This window comes from Methylolobus aquaticus, assembly GCF_054172105.1.
On record NZ_JBSYXP010000001.1, the window covers coordinates 361,333 to 384,831 of the forward strand.

General features: G+C 62.9%; 24 protein-coding genes and 1 tRNA gene. 19 read left to right on the top strand and 6 right to left on the bottom strand.

Annotated features, from left to right (window positions below; all coding sequences use genetic code 11):
- Positions 1-131: 131 nt before the first annotated feature.
- Complete coding sequence (gene soxZ / locus ACW73L_RS01655; RefSeq protein ID WP_498919609.1) at positions 132-443, bottom strand: thiosulfate oxidation carrier complex protein SoxZ; 312 nt, start codon at positions 441-443, stop codon at positions 132-134.
- A 238-nt stretch (positions 444-681) separates the two neighbouring features.
- Between soxZ and ACW73L_RS01660 the strand changes: the two genes are divergently transcribed.
- On the top strand, positions 682-1,041 hold the full coding sequence (locus ACW73L_RS01660; protein WP_498919611.1) for a thiosulfate oxidation carrier protein SoxY: 360 nt from the start codon (positions 682-684) through the stop codon (positions 1,039-1,041).
- A 4-nt stretch (positions 1,042-1,045) separates the two neighbouring features.
- Here the strand turns inward: ACW73L_RS01660 and ACW73L_RS01665 are convergent, their stop codons facing one another.
- From ACW73L_RS01665 to nagZ, 3 genes are read right to left on the bottom strand one after another with little or no spacing between them, the layout of a single operon-like run.
- Complete coding sequence (locus ACW73L_RS01665; protein WP_498919613.1) at positions 1,046-1,783, bottom strand: S-methyl-5'-thioinosine phosphorylase; 738 nt, start codon at positions 1,781-1,783, stop codon at positions 1,046-1,048.
- A gap of 15 nt (positions 1,784-1,798) precedes the next feature.
- Positions 1,799-2,347 (bottom strand): hypoxanthine-guanine phosphoribosyltransferase, encoded by a 549-nt coding sequence (locus ACW73L_RS01670; RefSeq protein ID WP_498919614.1) that lies wholly within the window; start codon positions 2,345-2,347, stop codon positions 1,799-1,801.
- Positions 2,344-3,381, bottom strand: coding sequence for a beta-N-acetylhexosaminidase (gene nagZ, locus ACW73L_RS01675; protein ID WP_498919615.1), 1,038 nt, complete (start codon positions 3,379-3,381; stop codon positions 2,344-2,346). Before nagZ ends, ACW73L_RS01670 begins: the two co-directional genes overlap by 4 nt.
- Positions 3,382-3,644: 263 nt before the next feature.
- Here nagZ and hfq point away from each other — a divergent pair, with 263 nt between their 5' ends.
- The 6 genes from hfq (at position 3,645) to ACW73L_RS01705 (ending at position 10,230) form a co-directional block, all read left to right on the top strand.
- Entirely contained in the window at positions 3,645-3,896 is a 252-nt protein-coding gene (hfq, locus tag ACW73L_RS01680) for an RNA chaperone Hfq (protein WP_129882651.1), read from the top strand.
- A 55-nt stretch (positions 3,897-3,951) separates the two neighbouring features.
- A complete protein-coding gene (hflX, locus tag ACW73L_RS01685; protein ID WP_498919616.1) occupies positions 3,952-5,241 on the top strand; it encodes a ribosome rescue GTPase HflX in 1,290 nt (429 codons plus the stop codon).
- 132 nt (positions 5,242-5,373) lie between these two features.
- Positions 5,374-6,567 (top strand): FtsH protease activity modulator HflK, encoded by a 1,194-nt coding sequence (gene hflK / locus ACW73L_RS01690; RefSeq protein ID WP_139557572.1) that lies wholly within the window; start codon positions 5,374-5,376, stop codon positions 6,565-6,567.
- Positions 6,564-7,424 (top strand): protease modulator HflC, encoded by an 861-nt coding sequence (gene hflC / locus ACW73L_RS01695; protein ID WP_498919617.1) that lies wholly within the window; start codon positions 6,564-6,566, stop codon positions 7,422-7,424. The genes hflK and hflC overlap by 4 nt, the downstream gene beginning before the upstream one ends.
- A 138-nt stretch (positions 7,425-7,562) precedes the next feature.
- Positions 7,563-8,786 (top strand): ATP phosphoribosyltransferase regulatory subunit, encoded by a 1,224-nt coding sequence (locus ACW73L_RS01700; protein WP_498919618.1) that lies wholly within the window; start codon positions 7,563-7,565, stop codon positions 8,784-8,786.
- Positions 8,787-8,937: 151 nt separating this feature from the next.
- The gene (locus tag ACW73L_RS01705) at positions 8,938-10,230 is read left to right on the top strand and encodes an adenylosuccinate synthase (RefSeq protein ID WP_498919619.1); all 1,293 of its coding nucleotides are present in this window, start codon (positions 8,938-8,940) and stop codon (positions 10,228-10,230) included.
- Positions 10,231-10,241: 11 nt separating this feature from the next.
- Here the strand turns inward: ACW73L_RS01705 and ACW73L_RS01710 are convergent.
- Positions 10,242-10,326 (bottom strand) — tRNA-Leu (locus ACW73L_RS01710).
- Between the two features lie 229 nt (positions 10,327-10,555).
- Here ACW73L_RS01710 and rnr point away from each other — a divergent pair.
- A complete protein-coding gene (gene rnr, locus ACW73L_RS01715) occupies positions 10,556-12,793 on the top strand; it encodes a ribonuclease R (protein ID WP_498919620.1) in 2,238 nt (745 codons plus the stop codon).
- Entirely contained in the window at positions 12,790-13,557 is a 768-nt protein-coding gene (gene rlmB, locus ACW73L_RS01720) for a 23S rRNA (guanosine(2251)-2'-O)-methyltransferase RlmB (protein WP_498919621.1), read from the top strand. Before rnr ends, rlmB begins: the two co-directional genes overlap by 4 nt.
- Here rlmB and ACW73L_RS01725 read toward each other — a convergent pair.
- Entirely contained in the window at positions 13,533-13,763 is a 231-nt protein-coding gene (locus ACW73L_RS01725; RefSeq protein WP_129882385.1) for a hypothetical protein, read from the bottom strand. The genes rlmB and ACW73L_RS01725 overlap by 25 nt on opposite strands.
- Positions 13,764-13,956: 193 nt before the next feature.
- On the opposite strand from ACW73L_RS01725, the gene mtnA reads away from it, so the two are divergent.
- The 10 genes from mtnA to hisC all read left to right on the top strand — a co-directional run bounded on the left by mtnA (position 13,957) and on the right by hisC (position 23,332).
- Entirely contained in the window at positions 13,957-15,012 is a 1,056-nt protein-coding gene (mtnA, locus tag ACW73L_RS01730; protein ID WP_498919622.1) for an S-methyl-5-thioribose-1-phosphate isomerase, read from the top strand.
- Between the two features lie 89 nt (positions 15,013-15,101).
- Entirely contained in the window at positions 15,102-16,379 is a 1,278-nt protein-coding gene (gene serS, locus ACW73L_RS01735; RefSeq protein ID WP_498919623.1) for a serine--tRNA ligase, read from the top strand.
- 94 nt (positions 16,380-16,473) lie between these two features.
- Positions 16,474-17,322: an ABC transporter ATP-binding protein gene (locus tag ACW73L_RS01740; protein WP_498919624.1), complete on the top strand. Its 849-nt coding sequence runs from the start codon at positions 16,474-16,476 to the stop codon at positions 17,320-17,322.
- A gap of 2 nt (positions 17,323-17,324) precedes the next feature.
- Positions 17,325-18,107: a lipid asymmetry maintenance ABC transporter permease subunit MlaE gene (gene mlaE, locus ACW73L_RS01745; protein WP_129882649.1), complete on the top strand. Its 783-nt coding sequence runs from the start codon at positions 17,325-17,327 to the stop codon at positions 18,105-18,107.
- 3 nt (positions 18,108-18,110) lie between these two features.
- Entirely contained in the window at positions 18,111-18,614 is a 504-nt protein-coding gene (mlaD, locus tag ACW73L_RS01750; RefSeq protein WP_129882381.1) for an outer membrane lipid asymmetry maintenance protein MlaD, read from the top strand.
- On the top strand, positions 18,611-18,988 hold the full coding sequence (locus ACW73L_RS01755) for an STAS domain-containing protein (RefSeq protein ID WP_498919625.1): 378 nt from the start codon (positions 18,611-18,613) through the stop codon (positions 18,986-18,988). Before mlaD ends, ACW73L_RS01755 begins: the two co-directional genes overlap by 4 nt.
- Before the next feature lie 27 nt (positions 18,989-19,015).
- Positions 19,016-20,281 carry a UDP-N-acetylglucosamine 1-carboxyvinyltransferase gene (murA, locus tag ACW73L_RS01760; protein WP_498919626.1) on the top strand — a complete coding sequence of 422 codons (1,266 nt, stop codon included), beginning with the start codon at positions 19,016-19,018 and terminating at the stop codon, positions 20,279-20,281.
- Positions 20,282-20,285: 4 nt separating this feature from the next.
- Complete coding sequence (gene hisG, locus ACW73L_RS01765) at positions 20,286-20,927, top strand: ATP phosphoribosyltransferase (RefSeq protein WP_498919628.1); 642 nt, start codon at positions 20,286-20,288, stop codon at positions 20,925-20,927.
- A gap of 3 nt (positions 20,928-20,930) precedes the next feature.
- Positions 20,931-22,244, top strand: a complete 1,314-nt coding sequence (gene hisD / locus ACW73L_RS01770; RefSeq protein ID WP_498919630.1) for a histidinol dehydrogenase — start codon at positions 20,931-20,933, stop codon at positions 22,242-22,244.
- Positions 22,241-23,332, top strand: coding sequence for a histidinol-phosphate transaminase (gene hisC, locus ACW73L_RS01775; protein WP_498919632.1), 1,092 nt, complete (start codon positions 22,241-22,243; stop codon positions 23,330-23,332). Before hisD ends, hisC begins: the two co-directional genes overlap by 4 nt.
- Positions 23,333-23,499 lie beyond the last annotated feature (167 nt).

Consider the following 23,499-nt stretch of genomic DNA (forward strand, 5'->3'; position numbering starts at 1 on the left):
GCGCTTCAGCAAGCCCCCTTGGCCTCCATGCGATTGCCCCCGGGGGATCACTCATGCGGTGTGTCGAGGCGCGATGCCCTGTTCCCGGCGAGCGTCGAAGAAGCCCGGCGGCATCACGCTCGGGGGTTCATTCAGGGTAACAGCATCTGCTCGGTGCCGGCGCCGCCAAGGTTGTCCGACCAGTGGACCGTGAGGCGATCGCCGGACGCACCTCCCTCAAACCGGAACGACAGATAGGGATCGCGCGACACCGCGGTACTGAGTGTACAGTCCACCAACAACTGGCCGTTTCGCTCAATGCGCAGTTCGCGCAGATAGTGCGCCGCGATAAGCGCGTTGCTCGATGGGTCTTTTTGACGTCCCGTATGCATCGGATGCGTGATCAACAGCCGCACCTCGGTCATGCCGTCGAGTCGTTTGGTTCGAATCTTGATCGGGACCATGCTGGATGAGGTGCCTCGAAGAGGGGGCACGCCGACGTGAACGACCAAGTTGGCCGCGGGCTTGATTTGATACCGGCGACTAGAGTATCCCTAGTCGCATGGCCAGACAAACCGCTGCGTCGGCATGCGCATGAACCCAGGGCAACCCGGCAGTCGGAGAGACTTTCTGCATCGGCTCGTCGATGCAGCCCTTCTGGTCTGCGCCGCAAAAGACTCTCGTGCCGGAACGCGACCCCGTATGGCGACGGACGACCCTGACGATCCGTTCGCGCTCGCCTTGCGACGTGAAGTCGGGCCGGCCGAGATCGAGAGCACCTCGCTGCTGAGCTTCACGATTCCGTCGGTTGCCGAGGACGGTGCGGTGGTACCGGTCAGCCTGGAAAGCCGGATCGCCCAAACCGATCGGCTGGTACTGTTGGCCGAGAAGAACCCCTTCCCACTGCTCGCTGCCTTCGACTTTGCGGCGCCGGCTGTGCCGTTCGTGACGCTGCGGGTCAAATTGAATGCAACCGGCCGCGTCGTCGCTTTGGCGCGGGCCAACGGCCGCTATTTCGTGACGGAGAGGCCCGTACGCGTCGTCGTGGGGGGCTGCGGCTGAGCGCTCAGCCGTTCAAGAACGCGCGCAGCAGCTGCGCCACGTCTTTCATCCCGCGGCCCAGGTGTTGCTCGATCTCGGCCATTGTGATCTCGCCCTCAGATTTTCCCGCGCCCCAGTTTGCGACGACTGCGCAGCATGCGTAAGCCAGAGAGAGCTCGCGTGCCAGCGCGGCTTCCGGCATGCCCGTCATGCCGACCAGATCGCAGCCGTCTCGCTCCATGCGGCGGATCTCGGCAGCCGTCTCCAGGCGCGGTCCCTGGGTGGTGCCGTAGGTTCCGCCATCCACCGCCGCGACCTTAGCCCGATCGGCAGCAGCGAGCAGTCGCTGGCGCAGATCCGCCGTATAGGGTTCGGTGAAGTCGATATGGACGACCTCGGCGAGATCGTCCTCGAAGAAGGTTCCCGCACGGCTGTGCGTGTAGTCGACCAGTTGGTCGGGGATGACGACCCGGCCCGGACTCATGGCATCGGTGATGCCGCCGACGGCGGCCACTGCAATGACCTCGGTCGCGCCGGCCGCGCGCAAAGCCCAGATATTGGCGCGGTAGTTGATTCGATGCGGGGGCGTGCAGTGCGGGTTTCCGTGCCGCGCAAGGAAAATCACTTCACTCCCGTGCAGGCGGCCCTGCAGGAGTTCGGAGGACGGCTCGCCGAATGGTGTCGCGATACGCTCGCTCCCGGTGATGTCGATCCCTTCAAGGCGGGCGAGTCCGGTTCCGCCAATAATTGCCGTGACAGTCATGGCTTGCGTCGTCCGCTACAGGTGGGTGCAGGCATAGATTCCGGCGGAATTGCGCAGGTAATTGCGATAGTCCATCCCGTACCCGAACAGATAACGGTCGTCCGCCTCGAGGCCGACGAAGTCGGCGCGACAGGGTTTGGCGCGCGGTAGCCTCTTTTCGATCAGCACGGCAATCAGCGTGACGGCAGCGCCTTGTTCGACGCAGTAGCGCTGCAACTCGGCCAGCGTGTGGCCCTCATCGAGCACGTCGTCAACCAGCACGACGGTTCGGCCCGCGAGCGGTGTCCTGGGGTGCAGCCGCCACTGGAGGCTGCTGCCCTGCGTCTCGCCGCGGTAACGGCTGACGCTGACGGAATCGAGCTGCAGCGGGAAATCCAGCAGCGGCAGAAGCTTGCCGCAGAAAATGATGCCGCCATCGAGGACGGTGACGACGAGCGGATTGCTGGCCGCGACCCTCCGGGAGAGTTCGTCGGCGACGCGGCAGATGGCTGACTCGACCTCGGCACCGGAGTACAGCAATTCGGCGGTCGCACGGACTTCGGCCAGGTGCGCGAGGGTCGTCATGCCGTCGGCGCCTTGTCGAGGCGGCGCAGCGCCGTCGTTGCTTCGCGCCACTCGGTGCTCTCCGCAAGCTCAGTCCGGACTACCGGAAATCGGCCGCGCATCGCTTCCAGCCGCCTCTGGCGCTCCGGCGGGTCATCGTCGGCGAGCGCGTCCAGAACGGGTTCGACCGCTTCCGAGACGTTACACACGAGCACCATGTCGCAGCCGGCGTCCAGGGCCGCCCGGGCTCGTTCGCATAGTGTGCCGGCGACCTGGGCACCGACCATCGACAAGTCGTCGCTGAACACCGCCCCAGTGAACCCGAGCCGATGGCGCAGTACCTCCTCGATCCAAAACCGGGAAAATCCAGCCGGTGAGGCATCGCAGGCGGGGAACAGGACGTGTGCCGGCATGATGCCCTGAATGCCGATTTCGATCAGCGCGCGAAAGGGGATCAGGTCCCTTTCGTCAATCTCCCCCCAGGCCCGGTGGTCTATCGGGAGGGCGAGGTGGGAGTCCGCGCTGACGCCACCGTGGCCAGGGAAGTGTTTGCCGACGGCTGCCATCCCGGCCCTCTGCATGCCGCGGAAAAAAGCAGCAGCCAGTGCGGCGGCTTCTCCGGGCTGGTTGGAGAATGCCCGGTCACCGATGACCTGGCTGATACCGCATTCCACGTCCAGCACGGGCGCAAAGCTGAAGTCGACGTCCGCCGCGCGTAGTTCGCTGGCCATTAGCCAGCCGGCCGATTCGGCGGCTTGTGCCGCCGTGGGGTCTGACCCGGTGGTGCGATAGGCGGCCGCCGCGGGCAGGCGTGTGAACTCGGTTCGAAAGCGTTGTACGCGGCCGCCTTCGTGGTCGACGGCGATCAGTACTCCGGGTCTCGCGTCCCGGATAGCGGCAATCAACGAGCGGAGCTGGGCGAGATTCTCGTAGTTGCGCGAGAACAGAATAACGCCGCCGGTCGCCGGGTGTCGCAGTCGGCGAACTTCGGTCGCGTCCAGCGTCATGCCGGCCAGATCGATCATGACGGGTCCGAGATGCGCGTGGGTCTTCACGATAGCCTTAAGGGAACGAGTTACGGGCAAAGGATTCTAACCCATTCGCCAGACCGATGGCGCCGTCCATCGGCAGTGGCGAACTTGCACTGGGAGGCTTGGCGTGTCGGCGAATGAACGCCGCTGAGCGAGGGGTCGCGCGAGTTCGGAAGCGCTGCGTCAATGGCGCGCGCGATGGCGGAAAACGGCGTTTTCTGATTAAATGTGGACGTTTGGTGATGCGAGCGGTGCCGCAGCAAGAACTAAAAATAAGGGGAAATAGGATGTCGAAAGGGCAAAATCTGCAGGATCCCTTCCTGAACGTGCTTCGGAAAGAGCATGTACCCGTATCTATCTATCTTGTGAACGGTATCAAATTGCAGGGCAAGATCGATTCCTTCGATCAATACGTGATCATGCTGAAAAACACCATCAGCCAGATGGTTTACAAGCATGCCATTTCCACAATAGTACCCGCTCGACAAGTCCGTCTTCCGCACGGCGACGATGCAGAGGGCGAAGGCGAGGATGCTTGAGTGTCCACGGGTCTGAATCTTACGGCAGTCCAACTCTCGCCGCCGGGGCAGATGATTGTTTGATAGGCCGAGTGCGGGCGAGCGGGCCGTCCTGGTCCACGTTCAGCTGGCACCGGTACCCAGCGACGTTGACGAACTGAAAGAGTTGGCGGTCTCGGCGGGTGCCGATCCGGTGGCGGCGGTGCGGACGCGGCGACACAGCCCGGATCCACGCTACTGTATCGGCAGCGGTAAGTTGACCGAACTCGCCGAGGTGGTTCGGGCGCACGAGGCCGAGCTCGTTCTTTTCGATAACTCGCTGACGCCAAGTCAGGAACGGAATCTCGAAAAGGCCTTGAATGTTCGGGTGATCGACCGAACCGCCCTGATCCTCGATATCTTTGCGCAGCGCGCGCAGTCCTTCGAAGGAAAGCTCCAGGTTGAACTCGCCCAGCTCCGGCACCTGTCCACGCGACTGGTTCGCGGCTGGACCCACTTGGAGCGGCAGAAAGGCGGTATCGGACTCCGCGGACCCGGCGAGACGCAGCTGGAAACCGATAAGCGGCTGATCGCCAATCGCATTCGGCAGATCCGGAAAAAGCTCGACAAGGTCGAGCAACAGCGCGATCAGGGGCGTCAGGCACGTCGGCGCAACGCGGTTCCCGTCGTCGGTCTGGTCGGTTACACGAATGCCGGTAAATCCAGCTTGTTCAACGCCTTGACGCAGTCCGAGGTGTATGCCGCCGACCAATTGTTCGCGACGCTGGATCCGACCCTGCGGCGGCGCCCGATCGGTCCCAATCTGGCGGTCATTCTGGCCGACACCGTCGGCTTCATCCGAGACCTCCCACACGAACTTATCGCGGCTTTCCGCTCGACACTGCACGAGGCGAGTCGTGCCGATCTGTTGCTTCACGTCATCGACGTCAGTGACGAACACGCCGCTGAAAAGTACACGGAAGTCGAAGCCGTGCTGGCAGAGATCGGAGCGGAGTCGGTACCCCGGATCGAGGTCTACAACAAAATCGACCTGATCGAGGGTGAGAGTAGCCGTTACGAGCGGGATCCGGAAGGGCGCATGGCCCGAGTCTGGCTATCCGCGCGGTCGCGGGATGGCCTTGAATGGCTCGATCAGGCGTTCGAGGAGCACTTCACCACCGATCTGACCGTGCTCCGGCTGCGCCTGGCGCCGGCCGAGTCCGCTTTGAGAGCCAAACTTTATCAGCTCGGCAGAGTCCTAGAAGAGCGTGACGATGACGGCGGGGGGTGGCACCTGGTGGTGGAACTACCTACCCTCGAACTCCGGCGTCTCGAATCATCCGGTTTCGTCATGCCGCGCACCGACGTGGCCGAGGCTGCTGCCTAGTACGCAGTTCCCCCGCATCGCGTCCGCGCTCACCGCGCCGGCGTTTAATTTTGTCAGCACGCCGTTTTTTGCGGATAATCGCCGGTCTTGCGGATCGGCCGTAGCCACCGATTGTTTATGAGGAGCGTACTAATGTCCTGGAACGAACCGGGCAGCCCGAAGAAAGACCCCTGGAGTGGGCGCGACCAGCAGGAATCTCCGCCGGATCTGGAAGAAGTGCTGCGGTCCTTGCAGGACCGGTTCAACCGCCTGTTCGGCGGCCGCGGCGGTTCAGGCCCGGGCGGCAGCATGGGGAATCCCGGAAAGCTGGTGGGACTGGCCGCAGGCGGTCTCGTTCTGATCTGGATTCTGACCGGTATCTACATCGTGCAGGAAGGTAACCGTGGCGTCGTGACGCGCTTCGGCAAGTACGCAGAGACCACGATGCCCGGCCCGCATTGGCACATTCCGGCTCCCATCGAGAGCGTGCAAATCGTGAATGTCGAACAACAGCGTGTGACCGAAGTCGGCACTCGCGTGAGTGGTCGCTCCTCGCAAGACATGGCGTCCGGCGAATCTCTGATGCTGACGCAGGACGAGAACATCGTCGACGTGCACCTTACCGTGCAGTATCAGATCAAGGATGCCAAGGAGTATCTCTTCTCGGTACTTGCCCCGGAAGCCACGCTGAAGCAGGCCACCAAGAGCGCCCAGCGCGCGGTGATCGGCAAGAGCACGATGGATTTCGTGCTAACCGAGGGCCGCAGCGAGGTTGCCGAGGAAATCAAGAACGAAGTCCAGAGGATGCTGGACGACTATGGCACGGGCATCCGTGTGTTGTCGGTCAACCTGATGGATGCCCAGCCTCCCGAGGAAGTGCAGCCCGCCTTCGCGGATGCCATCAAGGCGCGCGAGGACGAACAGCGTTTGAAGAACGAGGCGCAATCCTACGCCAATGAAGTCATTCCGAAGGCACGAGGCGCGGCGGCGCGCCTGTCCGAGGAAGCTGAGGCGTACAAACAGCGCGTCATCGCTCGGGCACAGGGTGAAGCGGGACGCTTCAGTCGCCTGCTCGCGGAATACGAAAAGGCCCCGGACGTCACTCGCGAGCGCCTCTACATCGAAACGCTGCAGGATATCTACAGCCGCTCGAACGTCACGCTGGTCGATGTCAAGGGCGGCAACAACATGTTCTACCTGCCCCTCGACAAGCTGCGAGCGGCAAGCGCTCCCGCCGTCTCGATGGCGGAGGAGGACAGAATCTCTCAGCTTCAGGATTCGTCCGATAGTGGCGCGAGAATCGTACGCCCTGCAGCGCGTGGTCGCGAGGGAAGGAGCCAGCAATGACACAGATAAAGACCATTTCACTCATCGGTATCGTTCTGCTGGTTTTGGCGTCGATGTCGATGTTCACCGTGTCGGAAACCGAAAAGGCGATCAAATTCCAGTTGGGCGAAATCGTTCGGGCCGACTACACGCCGGGTTTGTATTTCAAGATTCCGCTGATCAACAACGTCAAGAAGTTTGATGCACGGGTGCTGACTCTGGAGTCCCGTCCGGAGCGCTACCTGACCTCGGAAAAGAAGAACGTCATCGTCGACGCCTTCACCAAATGGCGAGTCAAGGATGTCGCGACTTATTACAAAAAAGTCTCGGGAGATATCGCGCAAGCCAACATCCGCCTCGACCAGAACATCAAGGATGCCACGCGTAGCGAGTTCAGTCGCCGCACGATCGGGCAGATGCTTTCTTCGGAACGCAACGAATTACGCGACATCCTCGTAAAGGCGCTCGCACCCAAGGCCGAGGAATTGGGTGTCGAGATCCTTGATATACGTATCATGCGCGTCGACCTGCCCAGCGAGGTCAGTTCGTCGGTCTATCGGAGAATGGAGGCCGAACGGGCTCGCGTGGCGCGTGATTTCCGGTCCCGCGGCGCGGAGAGCGCCGAGCGGATTCGCGCCGATGCGGATCGGCAGCGCGAGATCATCCTGGCCGAAGCCTATCGGGATGCGGAACTGAAGCGCGGTGAGGGCGATGCCACGGCATCCGAAACCTATGCGCAGTCCTATGGCAAGAACAAGGATTTCTTCGCGTTTTACCGCAGCCTGAGCGCTTACAAGGGCTCATTCCAGGGCGAAGGGAATACGATCGTGACGGATCCGGATTCCGAGTTCTTCCGTTACTTCAAGCAGCTCCGCTAGACTTCCGGACCGGGACCCCGGCAGCCCGATCCCCGGGCGCTGCCGCGGTCTCATGACCGAGATGCCATCCTGTATCATTCCAGCGCCCGGCCCACCGCAGCGGTGTCCGGGCGCAACGCCGTGTCAATTGCCGATCTCATGACTCGTCCCAGCCTCCACGACGATACTTGGCTGCTCCCTGAGGGCATAGAGGAAATACTTCCCGACGACGCGGCGCGTCTGGAACGTATGCGTCGAGAAGTGCTCGATCTGTTTTCCACATGGGGCTATCGCCTCGTGGTGACGCCGCTGATCGAGTTCATGGAGTCCCTGCTGACGGGAACCGGGCATGATCTCGACATCAAGACTTTTAAGCTGATCGATCAAGTCAGCGGCCGCCTGTTGGGGGTCCGCGCGGATATGACACCGCAGGTGGCGCGGATCGATGCCCGCCATTCGGAAGAAGGCGTGCCATCCCGAATGTGCTATCTCGGAACCGTGCTGCATACGCTCAACGATCGGCTGGAGTCCTCGCGCAGCCCGATGCAGGTCGGCGCCGAGTTGTACGGCCATGCTGGCGGTGCCAGCGACCTTGAAGTCGTGGCGCTGATGTTGGAGATGCTGGCCGTCGCAGGGATCTCCAGCGTGCACCTCGACCTCGGGCACGTCGGTATCTATCGCTCGCTGGCAGCAGCCGCCGGGCTGGATTCGATCACCGAAAGGGAGTTGTTCGAGATCCTGCAGCGGAAGGCGCGCCCGGAAATGGGCGAGTGGCTGACCGCAGCCGCAGTGCCGCCGACGGTAGCCGACCAGTTTGCCGCATTGATCGATCTCAATGGGGGGGTGGAGATGCTGGCGCAGGCACGACAGCGCCTCGCTGCTGGCGACGGCGCACTGCATCGGGCGCTGGACGAGCTGGAGAGCATCGCCCACGCCGTGCAGAGGCGTTTCCCCAGTCTCCCGATTCATTTCGACCTCGCTGAACTCCGGGGTTACCATTACCAGACCGGCGTCGTGTTCGCGGCCTTCGTGCCGGGCTATGGCCGTGAGATCGCGCGTGGGGGACGCTACGACGATATCGGTCGCGTCTTCGGTCATGCCAGACCGGCAACGGGATTCAGCGCGGATCTGCGGGTACTCGCGCGCCTTGGAGTCCAATCGCCCGCCGGTGACGACCTTCAGGGCACGGTCTTCGCGCCTTCCGTGGAAGACGAGTCGCTGCATATCGAGATCCGTCGCTTGAGAGCCGGCGGGCGCACCGTGATCTGTGAGCTTCCCGGTCAGGCAGCCTCGCCGCAGGCCATGGGCTGCACCCACCGACTGGAGTCGCGGGCGGGCGCATGGCAGTTGACACCGGTGGCGGAGTTCGACGGACCGGCTTGATTCGGTCTGCATAGCAGGGGTTTCTATTCTGTTCCGGCGCCGGTTCGCGGGGACTTAAACACCCCCGTCCCGGCGGTGAAGCTCGCTCGGGTGCTGCCCGACGGAAGCCTCCGGGCCCCTACATCATTTTGATTGGCTAGAGAGTGTTTTCATGGGAAAAAACGTCGTCGTCATCGGCACGCAGTGGGGCGATGAAGGAAAGGGGAAGCTGGTCGACCTGCTGACCGAAAACGCGGATGCCGTGGTGCGCTTCCAGGGCGGTCACAATGCCGGACATACGCTGGTGATCGACGGTCGGAAGACCGTACTGCATCTGGTGCCCTCGGGGATCCTGCGGGCAGGCGTGCAGTGCTTGATCGGCAACGGCGTCGTTCTGTCGCCCGAAGCGCTGCTCAGTGAGATCGACGTGCTCGAAAAGGCTGGTGTGGCGGTACGCGAACGTCTGCAGATCAGCCAGTCCTGCGCCATCGTGCTGCCCCTGCACGTGGCACTCGATACGGCCCGGGAGAAGGCGCGAGGCAGCAAGGCCATCGGGACGACGGGGCGGGGCATCGGTCCGGCCTACGAGGACAAGGTGGCACGGCGCGGCATTCGCGCCGGCGATTTCCTGAATCCGGCCTTGTTCAGCGAGCGTCTGCGCGAACTATGGGAACTCCATAATTTCGTGCTGACGCGGTATTTCGAGGAGCCTGGCATCGACTTCGACCGCATGCATGATGAGGTCATGGCGGTCGGCGAGAATATTCGCGGGATGTTGGGTGACGTCGCGGAAACCTTGTATGGCCTGCAAACGGCGGGTCGCAACGTGCTTTTCGAGGGCGCCCAGGGCGCGATGCTGGACATAGACCATGGTACGTATCCCTTCGTGACCTCGTCCAACACCACCGCCGGCGGGGCTCCGTGCGGCACCGGCGTCGGGCTGCTCGATTTCGACTACGTACTCGGCATCACGAAGGCGTATTCGACCCGAGTCGGCAACGGCCCGTTTCCGACCGAACTGTTCGACGAGACCGGTGAGCATTTATCGTCTCGCGGCGCGGAGTTTGGTGCCACCACTGGCCGGCGGCGGCGTTGCGGGTGGTTCGATGCGGTGCTGATGCGTAAATCCGCCCGGCTCAATAGCCTGAGCGGCTTGTGTCTGACGAAGCTGGACGTGCTGGATGGGCTGGAGAGCATCGGTCTGTGCGTCGCTTATCGCCACGACGGGGCCGTGATCGATGTCGTGCCGCAGGGTGCAGAGAACTATGCCCGGTGTGAGCCGGTAATCGAAACGCTGCCGGGTTGGTCGCAGTCGACGGCCGGGATTACACGGATGGACGAATTACCCGCCAATGCGAGGAGTTACATCCGGCGCATCGAGGATCTGGTTGGGGTGCCGGTCGACATTCTTTCGACTGGGCCGGATCGTCAGGATACGATCGTCTTGCGGGATCCGTTCGCGTGAACGGGGAAGGGTGGTGCCGAGGAGAGGACTTGAACCTCCAAGGGTCTCCCCACATGAACCTGAATCATGCGCGTCTACCAATTTCGCCACCTCGGCATGTCGAGCGCTTGACGCTCTCGAACAGCCGCAAAGAATAATGACTCGCGGCCAACCTGTCAACCATGTTTCCATTTTTTCCGTATTCCGCGCGCCATGTCGGTTCTAGAGACCGCGACTTGCCCGCGGTTGACAGGCGGCCTGACTCCGCGTGGCGCGCAGCTAATCTGATCTCCCATCCTTTTTTCGGTCGTGGCTATCCCGGCCGGCTCAACCTTCTTGCTTGCAGATGACTAACCCCTCTTCGACGAACCCCGCCAAATTCAAACTCAAGGACCCCTTCGCCGAGCGTGAGGCGGGAAAGTACGAGCGCCCCATTCCGAGTCGCGAACTGATTCTGGAAATGATGAAGGAGCAGGCGCGACCGCTGAATCTCGACGAGGTGGCGGCGGCGCTCGGCGTGACCGAGGAGGACGATCTCGAATCGCTACGGCGACGATTACAGGCGATGGAACGCGATGGTCAGTTGCTGCGCAACCGGCGCGAGCGCTACTGTGTGGTCAATCGCAAGGATCTGACAGCCGGACGGGTGCTCGGTCATGCCGACGGCTTCGGCTTCCTGCGTCCCGACGACGGCGGCGAAGACCTGTTTTTGTCGCCGCGGGAGATGCGCGCCCTGATGCCGGGTGATCGCATCGTGGCCAGCGTGACCGGCATCGATCGGCGTGGGCGCCGTGAGGGTGCCGTCGTGGAAATCCTGGAGCGGAACACGCAACGGGTCGTCGGCCGCCTGTACATCGAGCGCGGTATCGCGTTCGTGGTGCCGGAACAGCGCAACATCAACCATGACATCCTGATCCCGGAGTCGGCCGTCGGCGAAGCCCGGAACGGCCAGATCGTCGTCGTCGAGATCATCGAGCAGCCGACGCTGCGCCGTGAGCCCATCGGTCGCGTGATCGAAGTGTTGGGCGACCACATGGCGCCCGGCATGGAGATCGAGGTCGCGATTCGCAGCTACGATCTCCCGAATGTCTGGTCGGAGGCCGTGCTGGCGGAAGTCGCGCCCTTCGAAGGGCAGGTTGCGCAGGATGCTCATCCGGCGCGGGTCGACCTGCGGCATCTGCCGCTCGTGACGATCGATGGCGAGGATGCGCGCGATTTCGATGACGCAGTGTACTGCGAGCGGACCCCCAAGGGCTGGAAGCTATACGTGGCGATCGCCGACGTGTCGCATTACGTCCGACCTCGTTCCGCTCTCGACAACGAGGCGCTATTGCGGGGCAACTCGGTGTATTTTCCGCAGCGGGTCATCCCGATGCTGCCGGAGATCCTGTCGAACGGGCTGTGTTCGCTGAATCCCGACGAGGATCGGCTCTGCATGGTCTGCGAGATGAGCGTCAACGTCGACGGCACCGTCATCCGTTCCCAGTTCTACCGCGGGCTAATGCGGTCGCAGGCGCGTCTGACCTATACCGAGGTGGCGAAGATCCTGGTCGACAGCGACAAGCATCTGCGGCGCGCGCGCCGACAGCTGGTACCGCACCTGGAGGAACTGTTTGCGCTCTATAAGCGCCTGCGGTGGGCCCGCGAGGAGCGCGGCGCCATCGATTTCGAGAGCCGTGAGTCCAAGATCATTTTCGGCGAAGGGAAGAAGATCGATAGCATCGTCGCGGCGGAGCGCAACGACGCGCATCGCCTGATCGAGGAATGCATGATCCTGGCCAACCAATGCGCGGCGCGCTTCCTCGCGCGCTCGAAATTGCCGCATCTGCTCCGTGTGCATGATGGCCCTTCCGCCGAGAAGCTCGCCGACCTGCGGGCCTTTCTGGGGGAGGTCGGCCTGTCGCTGGAAGGCGGTGACAGCCCCGAGCCCATCCATTATTTTCAGGTGCTGGACAAGATCGTCGGCCGCGTTGACGAACACCTGATCCAGACCGTTCTGCTGCGATCCCTGTCGCAAGCCGTATACAGTCCGGAAAAAAAGGGCCACTTCGGCTTGGCGTTGCCCGCCTACACCCATTTCACATCACCGATCCGGCGCTACCCCGATCTGCTGACCCATCGTGCGATCGTGCATGCCATTGACGGTGGGAAGGCGGACACCTTCGAGTATGCGCTGAACGACGTGCTGATGATCGGTGAGCAGTGCTCCAGCACCGAGCGGCGCGCCGACGAGGCCACGCGTGGCGTCGTCAGCTGGTTGAAGTGCGAGTACATGCTCGACAAGGTCGGCCAGACCTTCGACGGGGTCGTTTCGGCCGTGACGTCCTTTGGCCTGTTCGTGGAACTGCGCGAGATCTTCATCGAAGGATTGGTGCACATCTCCAGCCTCGACAAGGACTACTTCCATTACGATCCGGTAGGGCACCGGCTGGTCGGGGAGCGCACCGGCGTGCGTTACCGGCTCGGTGATCCGGTGCGCGTGACGGTGGTGCGCGTGGATCTCGACGACCGCAAGATCGACCTGGAGCCGGCCGCCAAGGCCAGTCGTCAGGACGATGGCGTGAAGAAGAGAAGGCGGCGTTGAAACAGGCCCGGCGTGTGTTCGGGCTGCACGCGGCGGAGTCCGCGCTGCAGCAGCACGGTGGTGTGCCTATCCTCGCGGCTTATTTTGACGCGCAGCGGCACGGCGCCCGCCTGGGCCGATTGGCGCAGGCCCTGGATGCGGCGGGGATCGCCATCGAACGAGTCGCCCGTGGGCAACTCGACCGTATGGCGGGCGGTGGCAATCACCAGGGAGTCGTGCTCGAGCTGAATTTGCCGGCAGAGCAGGGTGAGGAGGAACTGTTCGAGCGCCTTGCCGCAGCGACGGCCTCGCCGTTATTGTTGGTGCTGGATCAGGTTCAGGACCCCCACAATCTCGGCGCCTGTTTGCGAACGGCGGATGCATCGGGGTGCTGTGGCGTGGTGGTCCCCAAAGACCAGGCCGTTGGCCTGACGGCGACCGTGGCCAAAGTGGCCTCGGGCGCTGCTGAAACGGTGCCGGTCTACCGCGTCACGAATCTCGCGCGCTGTCTGGATCGGCTCAAGGGAGCAGGGCTTTGGATCGTCGGAGCTTCGGGGCGCGCCGAGAAGACACTGCACAGCGCCGAGTTGACCGGCCCGCTGGCCGTGGTGCTCGGCGCCGAAGGCCGTGGCCTGCGGCGCCTGACCGAGCAGAAATGTGATTTCCTGGTGCGCATCCCGATGGCGGGCAGCGTCGAGAGCCTGAACGTATCGGTTGCCGCCGGCGTGCTGCTTTACGAGGCGGTACGCCAGCGTTCCGCTCAGTCTTCCGTTTCGGGCAGATAATGCCCGTCGACCTGGACTTGCTCATGACTGCCCTCGATCATCAAACCCGCCTGCGAGGGCTTGAATCCCTTGCGGATCAGGTCGACGTTGACATAAATCAACGGTCCGATGAACAGAAGCGCCAAACCCAGAAGATACCCGCCCCGCCGCAGACAGTACCGCAGCTGCATGCGCGGCCATAGCCACAGATAAAGTTCGAGAATCACGCGCGCACCTCACATCGCCGGTTAGAGTGAAGGGTCATTTCGTTTTGGGTGTCCGCAAGATAATATGCGCCTTCATCGTTCGGCGCTCGGGTTTCAGTCTTTGAGATTATCGGTCTGACCATCGACCCTCCCGAGAACAGACTCTGGCGCTGACTGAAAAGTTCGTCATTTCATTCCCCGGTTCGTATTTTCCATGACGTCGAATCCATACCACGAGGCAGTCGAGGATAGCGTGCGCGCGCTGCGTTGGTCCGATGAGGGCTTGCTGGTCTTGGACCAGCGGCGGCTTCCGGACAACTGCGATTACCATTGCCATTCGACGGCCATGGGTGTGGCCGAAGCCATTGCCACCATGCAGGTTCGCGGCGCCCCGGCGATTGGCATAGCGGCGGCTTATGGCGTGGTTCTCGCGGCGCGCGCCCGATATGCGCAGAGTCCCGATGACTGGAAGCAGACGATAGCGACGGACCTGGAGGTTCTTGCCGCATCCCGTCCGACGGCGGTGAATCTGTTCTGGGCGCTTGACCAGATGCACTCCGTCATTGCTGCAACGGTGGCGGGCACGTCGCCTGTCCCGGGTCTTCTGGCTAAGGCCGAGGCCATCCATGCCGAAGATGTCGCGGCGAATCGGGCCATGGGCGAGCTGGGGGCCGATCTGATCGGGGAGGCTGCCGGTGTGCTGACCCATTGCAATACCGGCTCGCTGGCGACCGGTGGCTATGGCACGGCACTGGGCGTGATTCGGAGCCTCTGCCGGCGCGCGCGGCGGGACGTGTACGCGACCGAGACCCGTCCCTGGTCGCAGGGCGCGCGGCTGACGGCCTGGGAATTGTCACAGGACCGTATACCGGCGACCCTGATCGCCGATTCGGCCGCGGGCCTGTTGATGCGTCGCCAAGGCGTGCAATGGGTGATCGTCGGCGCGGATCGAATCGCGGCGAATGGGGATACGGCCAACAAGATCGGTACCTACTCGCTGGCCGTTTTGGCTCGACAACACGGGGTCAAATTCATGGTCGTCGCACCGACCTCGACCGTCGATCGGAATTGCCGGTCCGGCGAGGACATCGTAATCGAGGAGCGCAATCCACGGGAATTCCTTCCGCCCTGTTTCATCGGGTCGAACAGTACGATCAGCGCGTGGAATCCGGTTTTCGATGTGACGCCCGCTGCGCTGATCGACGTCATCGTGACGGAGAGGGGCGCGGTGCGGAATCCGGCGAACAGCGGTATGCAGGCTGTTCTGTAGACCATGGTAGCCCGCGGCACGCCGCGTTACATGCTTCGCCGCGACAGCCTTCAGATTTTCGAATCAGGATAAGGAGCCTAGACCCGACTATGTTGGATCCGCGTTTAGTTCGCACCGACCTTGATGCCGTGGCCAAGCAACTCGCGCGCCGGGGCTTTCAACTCGACACAGCGGCGTTCGCCGAACTGGAAGCCCGCCGCAAGGCGGTCCAGAGCCGTACTCAGGAACTTCAAAGCGAGCGGAACGCCCGTTCGAAAAGCGTCGGACAGGCCAAGGCCCGAGGCGAGGACGTTACCCCGTTGCTGGCCGAGATGCAGGGCTTCGGCGACGAGTTGAAGCGCAACGAGCAGCAACTCGACGCGATCCAGCGGGAACTCGAGGACCTGCTGCTGAACATCCCGAATGTATTGGACGGGGACGTGCCGGATGGCGCGAGCGATGCCGACAATCGCGAGATGTTCCGCTGGGGCGAGCCACGTTGTTTCGAGGTTCCGCCAAAGGAGCACTTCGATCTGGGCACCGCACTGGGCGGAATGGACTTTGAGGCGGCGGTCAAGATTACCGGTTCGCGTTTTGTGACCTTGCAGGGCCCGCTGGCTCGTCTGCAGCGCGCCTTGACCCAGTTCATGCTCGACGTGCATACGGCCGAGCATGGTTACGTCGAGGCCTACGTGCCGTTCATGGTCAACGCCGACAGCCTGCGCGGCACCGGCCAACTGCCGAAGTTCGAAACGGACCTGTTCAAGCTGGTGCGCGATCCTCCGTATTATCTGATCCCGACGGCGGAGGTCCCTGTGACCAATCTGGTCCGGGACGAGATCGTTGAAGCCGACCGTTTGCCGCTGAAGTGGGTGTGCCACACGCCATGCTTCCGGAGCGAGGCCGGGTCCTACGGCAAGGATGTCCGCGGCATGATTCGCCAGCACCAGTTCGAAAAGGTTGAATTGGTACAGATCACGCGACCCGAAGACTCGTCGGCTGCCCATGAAGCGTTGACCGCCCATGCCGAGGCGATACTGAAAAAGCTGGATCTGCCCTTTCGTCGCGTCGTGCTGTGTGCGGGCGATACCGGTTTCTCGTCGGCCAAGACCTACGATCTGGAGGTCTGGCTGCCCGGGCAGAATGCCTACCGCGAAATATCGTCGTGCAGCAATTTCCGGGATTTCCAGGCGCGGCGCCTGCGTGCGCGGTGGCGTAACCCTGACACCGGCAAGCCCGAACTGGCGCACACCCTGAATGGTTCGGGCCTTGCGGTAGGAAGAACGCTGATTGCGGTCATGGAAAACTATCAGGACGGGGCGGGACGCGTCGTGGTGCCCGATGCCCTGCGGCCCTATATGGGTGGACTACGCACCATCGGTGAGTAGTGTCGTGCGTGCAGGTCCGATCTCTGAGGTTGACGCCAGCCGGCTCAGCCGATCAGAATAGTCGGTTTTTCGCAGCGTTGAATCACTCGCCTCCATGACGATCGCCGACCGTTCGGGGGATGGAAACCTGGTTTCCATCCGCGATCTCGTTTTTTCCCGGGATGAAAGAAAGATCTTTGACGGTATCGATCTCGACATTCGTCGTGGCAAGGTCACGGCAATCATGGGGCCCAGCGGTACCGGCAAGACGACTCTGCTGAAATTGATTGGCGGTCAGCTGCGGCCGGATCGGGGTACTGTCGTCTTCGACGGCAAGGTCGTGCATGAGCAGGGCTTGCGTGATCTGTATGCGCTGCGCAGAAAAATGGGCATGTTGTTCCAGACGGGCGCGCTGCTCACCGACATCGACGTGTTCGAAAACGTCGCTTTCCCCCTGCGAGAACATACCCGCCTGCCTGAGTCGATGATTCGGACACTGGTCTTGATGAAGCTGCAGGCGGTGGGCTTGCGCGGCGCCCGTCATCTGATGCCGGCGCAGCTGTCGGGCGGCATGGCGCGTCGCGTCGCGCTGGCCAGGGCGATTGCGCTGGATCCGATGATGATCATGTACGACGAGCCGTTCACCGGACAGGACCCCATCTCGCTGGGCGTGCTGGTCAAGCTGATCCGCGATCTGAATCACAGTCTTGGCCTGACCAGCGTGCTGGTCTCCCATGACGTGCACGAGACACTCTCGATAGCCGACTACATCTATATGATTTCGGAAGGCAAGATCGTGGGACAGGGCACGCCGGAAGAATTGGATCGCTCGGCTTCGCAGTTCGTGGCTCAGTTCGTTCATGGTCTTGCCGACGGACCGGTTCCGTTCCACTACCCGTCGGACGCCGACTATGCGGGCGACTTGATGGGACCGGTAAGGCGCCGGCCGGGAGCCCGCCATTGAGGATGCTTGACGTGTTGCAGGGCTGGGGTATCTGGGCGCTCGGCGGCGTCCAGCGCATCGGCCGCGCTCACATTTTCCTGGCGCACGTGCTCTTGGGCTTGCCGGGCTTGCTGCTGCGCTTGCGACTGCTGGTGCGCGAGATGTATGTCGTCGGCGTGCTCAGCATGCTGCTGATCGCCATATCCGGCCTGTTCGTCGGGATGGTACTGGCCTTGCAAGGGCACAATGTGCTGTCCGAATTCGACGCCGAGCAGAGCCTGGGCGTACTGGTCGCCGCGTCACTGGTGCGCGAACTGGGCCCCGTGGTCACCGCCTTGCTGTTCTCGGGTCGGGCCGGGTCGGCTCTGACCGCTGAAATCGGACTAATGAAGGCCACCGAGCAGTTGTCCGGCATGGAAATGATGGCGGTCGATCCGATCAAGCGGGTGGTGGCGCCCCGGTTCTTTGCGGGTCTTTTGTCGATGCCTTTGCTGGCAGCGCTGTTCAGCATGGTGGGGGTGCTCGGTGGCTATTTCGTTGGCGTCGGTTTGCTGGGTGTGGATGAGGGCGCCTTCTGGGCCCAGATGCAGGCCAAGATCGACTTCGAGGAAGACATCATCAACGGCATCATCAAGAGTTTGGTGTTCGGCCTGATAGTGACCTGGATCGCGGTATTTGAAGGTTACGATGCGGTACCCACGGCTGAGGGCGTCAGTCGGGCGACGACGCGCTCGGTCGTCTACTCGGCCTTTGCGGTGCTGGGATCGGATTTCGTACTGACCGCCCTGATGCTCAGAGGAGAGTGATTGATGCATTCGCGGGTCGTGGAAATTTGGGTGGGACTGTTCGTCGGGATTGGTTTCCTCGCGCTGTTCTTTCTGGCCATGAAGGTCAGCAATCTTGGGGAGCTGAGCTCCAGTCGCGAGGGATATACGCTCTTTGCCCGATTCGAAAACACCGGGAATCTGAAAGTACGCGCGCCGGTTTCGATGGCTGGGGTGACGATCGGGCGGGTAAAATCGATCCGCTTCGACAAAGCGACCTACGATGCCGTGGTCGAGATGCGGATCGATCCGCAATATGACACCTTGCCGGAGGATACCAGCGCCAGCATCCTGACCGCCGGTCTGCTTGGGGAGCAGTTCATCGGCCTGACGGCCGGAGCGCTGGAGACGTACCTCAAGGACGGTGACCAACTCGAGCTGACGCAGTCGGCGCTGGTGCTCGAACAGTTGATCAGCCGATTCCTGTTCAATAAGGCCGAGGGCGGTGATAAGAAGGCCGACGCATCGGCTGCCGCGGAATCGAAATGAACGCCGCGCCGTTCCGTTCCGGTCGCGACGCTCCCGGGCGCGCGCAAGTGGCGGATGACGAGGTGCGCTTTGCCGTGCGACGCATGGGCGAGGGTTGTTATCACATTGCCGGAACGCTGAGCTTTCTGAATGCCCGTGCCGCTCTCAAGGCTATCGGGGACGTCATCGAAGGCGAACGCGGCGACGTGTTGCTGGATTTGGGGGAAGTTACCCGGGCTGACAGCGCCGGGCTTGCGTTGCTGATCGAGGCGATGCGGCTGGCGTGCCAGCGTGACGTGCGTTTGCGTCTGCGTAACCTGCCCGCGCAGGTCGAGGCGCTGGCTGTCGTGTCCGGCGTCGACGAGATGCTGCCACGCGAGGACAAGGGCCGTTGAAAATCGTGAATCTTTTGCTAGGTGCCAATGGATAAATTACTGATAACGGGCGGTCAGCCGCTTTCGGGCGAGCTGCGGATCTCTGGCGCGAAGAACGCCGCGCTGCCGATCCTTGCGGCGACGCTGTTGTCGGAAGGCCCGGTGACGATCGGCAACGTGCCGCACCTGCACGACATCACGACGACGATGGAGTTGCTGGGGCGCATGGGTGTCGAGCTGCTGATCGACGAGAAACTCAACATCGAGGCGAACGCCGATACCATCAAGAACTTCGACGCGCCCTACGAACTCGTCAAGACGATGAGAGCCTCGATTCTGGTGCTCGGACCGCTGGTCGCGCGTTTCGGACGAGCGGATGTGTCGCTGCCCGGTGGTTGCGCCATCGGTTCCCGACCAGTGAATCTGCATCTTGAGGGGCTTAGTGCGATGGGTGCGGACATCACCGTCCGCAACGGCTACATCCATGCCGAGGCGAAGCGACTTCGCGGTTGTCGGCTGGTCCTTGACCAGGTGACCGTGACCGGTACCGAGAATCTGGTCATGGCGGCTGCGCTGGCCAGTGGCACGACCGTGATCGAGAATGCCGCCCGGGAGCCCGAGGTTGTGGACCTTGCAAACTTCCTGAATGAAATGGGCGCTAAGGTCCATGGTGCCGGCACCGATATCATTGAGATCGAGGGCGTCGAATCGCTCTCGGGTGCCGGGCTCCACTACTCCATTCTGCCGGACCGGATCGAAACCGGCACTTACCTCGTCGCGGCGGCAATGACCGCGGGCAAGGTTAAACTCAAGAATACGCGTCCCGATCTGCTTGACGCGGTGCTGGTCAAGCTGCGTCAGGCCGGTGCCGAAATCACCTGCGGCGAAAACTGGATCGAACTCGACATGAAGGGACAGCGGCCGCAGGCCGTCTCGCTCCGCACCGCGCCCTATCCGGCCTTCCCGACCGACATGCAGGCGCAGTTCACGGCGATGAACAGCATTGCCCAGGGCGTCGGCGTGATCACCGAGACGGTTTTCGAGAATCGCTTCATGCACGTGCACGAGATGCAGCGCATGGGCGCGAATATCGAGGTCGAGTCCAACACGGCGATCATCCGCGGTGTCCCGATGCTGACGGCGGCGCCTGTCATGGCGACCGACCTACGTGCCTCCGCGAGCCTGGTGCTCGCGGGCCTCGTGGCAGAAGGGCAGACCGTCGTGCAGCGCATCTACCACATCGACCGCGGTTACGAATGTATCGAGGAGAAGTTGTCGCAGTTGGGCGCAACCATTCGTCGCGTGCCGCAGTGACGCCATGCTGACCCTGGCTGTCTCCAAAGGGCGAATTTTCGAAGAGGCGCTGCCGCTGCTGGCGGCAGCCGGCGTCGTGCCAACCGTCGACCCCGACAAAAGCCGCAAGCTGATCATCCCGACCAATCGAGAGGACGTCCAGTTGCTGATCGTCCGCGCCTCGGATGTCCCGACCTATGTCGAATACGGTGCCGCCGATCTCGGCATCGCCGGCAAGGATGCGCTGTTGGAATACGGCCCGGAAGGGTTATATGAACCGCTGGATCTGAACATCGCTCGCTGCCGCTTGATGACGGCGGCGCCGGTCGGCGGTGTCGCGAGTCGGCGGCGTCTGCGCGTGGCGACCAAATATGTCCGTACGGCGCAGGGTTATTTCGCCCGACGGGGCATACAGGCGGATATCATCAAGCTTTATGGCTCCATGGAACTTGCGCCCCTGGTGGGGCTGGCCGACTGCATCGTCGATCTGGTCGATACCGGCAACACGCTGCGAGCGAATGGTCTTGAACCGCGTGAGCTGATCATGGAGATCAGCAGCCGGCTCGTGGTCAACAAGGCCGCCATGAAGATGAAACACCGGGCCGTTTGTGCGATCGTCGACCTGCTCGGTCAGGCGGTCGCGCGGCAGGGCAAGCATTCGGAGTAGGCGATGGTCAACATCACGATCAAACGACTGGACAGCGGCAGTTCCGACTTCGATCATGCGCTCGACGACCTCCTGGCCTGGGACGAGACCTCCGATCGTGAGATACATGAGCGCGTGACGGCCATCCTGGCGCGCGTACGGCGGGAAGGCGACAGTGCCCTGATCGATACCACGCGCGAGTTCGATCGGTGTGACGTGGCGTCCGCAGCCGAGCTCGAGATTCCGCGAAGCCAGTTGCAAGCGGCTTGGGAAGGGTTGTCCCCGGAGGGTGCCGAGGCGCTGGAGACAGCGGCGGCGCGCATCCGCGCCTATGCGGAGCGGCAGGCCATGGAATCGTGGGAGTACCGGGAGCCCGACGGCACTGTGTTGGGGCAACAGGTCACGCCGCTGGACCGCGTCGGTGTCTACGTGCCGGGTGGCAAGGCCGCATACCCTTCATCGGTGCTGATGAACGTGGTGCCCGCCAAGGTGGCCGGCGTGCCGGAGATCGTCATGGTCGTGCCCACGCCGGGCGGCGAGACGAATCCCTGGGTGCTGGCCGCCGCTTATCTGGCCGGCGTCGACCGCGTTTTCCGGATCGGTGGCGCCCAGGCGGTCGGCGCGCTCGCCTACGGGACCGAGACGGTGCCGCGGGTCGACAAGATCGTCGGGCCGGGCAACATCTATGTGGCGACGGCCAAGCAACTCGTCTTCGGGCAAGTGGGGATCGACATGATCGCCGGGCCCAGCGAGATCCTGATCATCAGCGATGGCCTGACCGATCCGGACTGGATCGCGATGGATCTTTTCTCGCAGGCCGAGCATGACGAGAACGCGCAGGCCATCCTGATCACCCCGGATGCGGCCCATCGCGATGCGGTGGAAGCGAGCATACAGCGACTGCTGCCAGACATGGAACGCTCGGCCGTGATCGCCGCCTCCCTGTCGTCGCGGGCGGCACTGATCCTGGTTCGCGACCTGGATGAGGCGGCCGCGGTCGCGAATCGAGTCGCTCCGGAACATCTGGAGCTGTCCGTTGCCGATCCGCGGAGCCTGGTGCGTAAGATCCGCAACGCCGGTGCGATCTTCATGGGGCGGTACACGGCCGAGGCTCTGGGCGATTATTGCGCCGGGCCGAATCACGTGTTGCCGACCGGCGGTACCGCGCGCTTTTCGTCACCGCTCGGGGTGTACGACTTCCAGAAGCGCTCGAGTCTGATTTTCTGCTCGGCCGACGGTGCCGCCGGTCTCGGGCGAACCGCTTCGCGGCTGGCCCGTGGTGAAGGGCTGACCGCACACGCGCGCTCCGCGGAGTATCGGATCCCGAAGGACGGATGAGCGCTTTGGACGACCGGCTCCGCTGGGTGTTGCGCCCCGAACTGGCGCGGCTCGCCGCCTATCACGTGCCTCCCGCCGTCGGGATGGTGAAACTCGACGCCATGGAAAACCCCTATACCTGGCCCCCGGCCATGATCGACGAGTGGCTGGGCTGCTTGCGCGAGGCGGCCCTGAATCGTTACCCCGACCCGGGGGCCGACGCGGTGCGCGAGGCGCTGCGGGTCACCGCCGACGTGCCGGCCGATGCCGATATCCTGCTCGGCAATGGTTCGGACGAGCTGATTCAGTTGATCCTGATGGCGGTGGCCGGTCGGGAAGCGGTCATCATGGCACCGGAGCCGACCTTCGTGATGTACCGGCAACTCGCCGAAGGCTTGGGCCTCAGATTCGTCGGCGTGCCGCTGCGGCTAGACGACTTTTCCCTCGATATGCCGGCGATGCGCGAAGCCGTAGCACAGCATGCGCCTGCGGTCATTTTTCTCGCCTACCCGAACAATCCAACCGGGAATCTCTATGCCGCGGAAGAGATCGAGGAACTGCTGGCACTGGCACCTGGGCTGGTGGTCGTGGATGAAGCCTATCTGCCCTTCGCCGGCACCAGTTTTTTGCCGAGGGTAGGTGCCCACGACGGACTGCTGGTCATGCGGACCCTGTCCAAACTCGGGCTGGCGGGCCTGCGACTGGGGTATCTGGTTGGGGCGCCGGCCTGGATACGGGAGTTCGACAAACTCCGTCTTCCCTACAACATCAACATCCTGACCCAGATCAGCGCCGAGTTCGCGCTGAGCAAGCCGCACGTGTTTGCCGCTCAGGTCGAGCGAATTCTCGCAGAGCGCGAGCGGCTCTATCGGGCCTTGACCGAGCTCTCTGCCGTTCGGGCCTTTCCCAGCAATGCGAATTTCATCCTGTTCGAACTCCTCTCGCAGGATGCGCGCGCGGTTTTCGAGTCGCTGAAGACACAGGGTGTTCTGGTCAAGGCCTTCGCCGCCGGCAGTGGTCACTTGCGCCGTTGTCTGCGCGTGACGGTCGGCAAGCCGGATGAAAACGATCGGTTCCTGGCGGCTCTGGCCGCGGCGCTGGACCAGTGAACCAGCGCGGTTTGTGGGGACCTGCCTGAGCCGGACACCCGGGTTGCGTGTTATACTGCCCGACCGTCACGGGAGTAGGCCAGGGCTCGTCGGTCCGGCCCGCTCGCGAACACATAGACGGCATCAGGCACAGCAATCCATACAGGCATGAACGAACCGACAGGCCG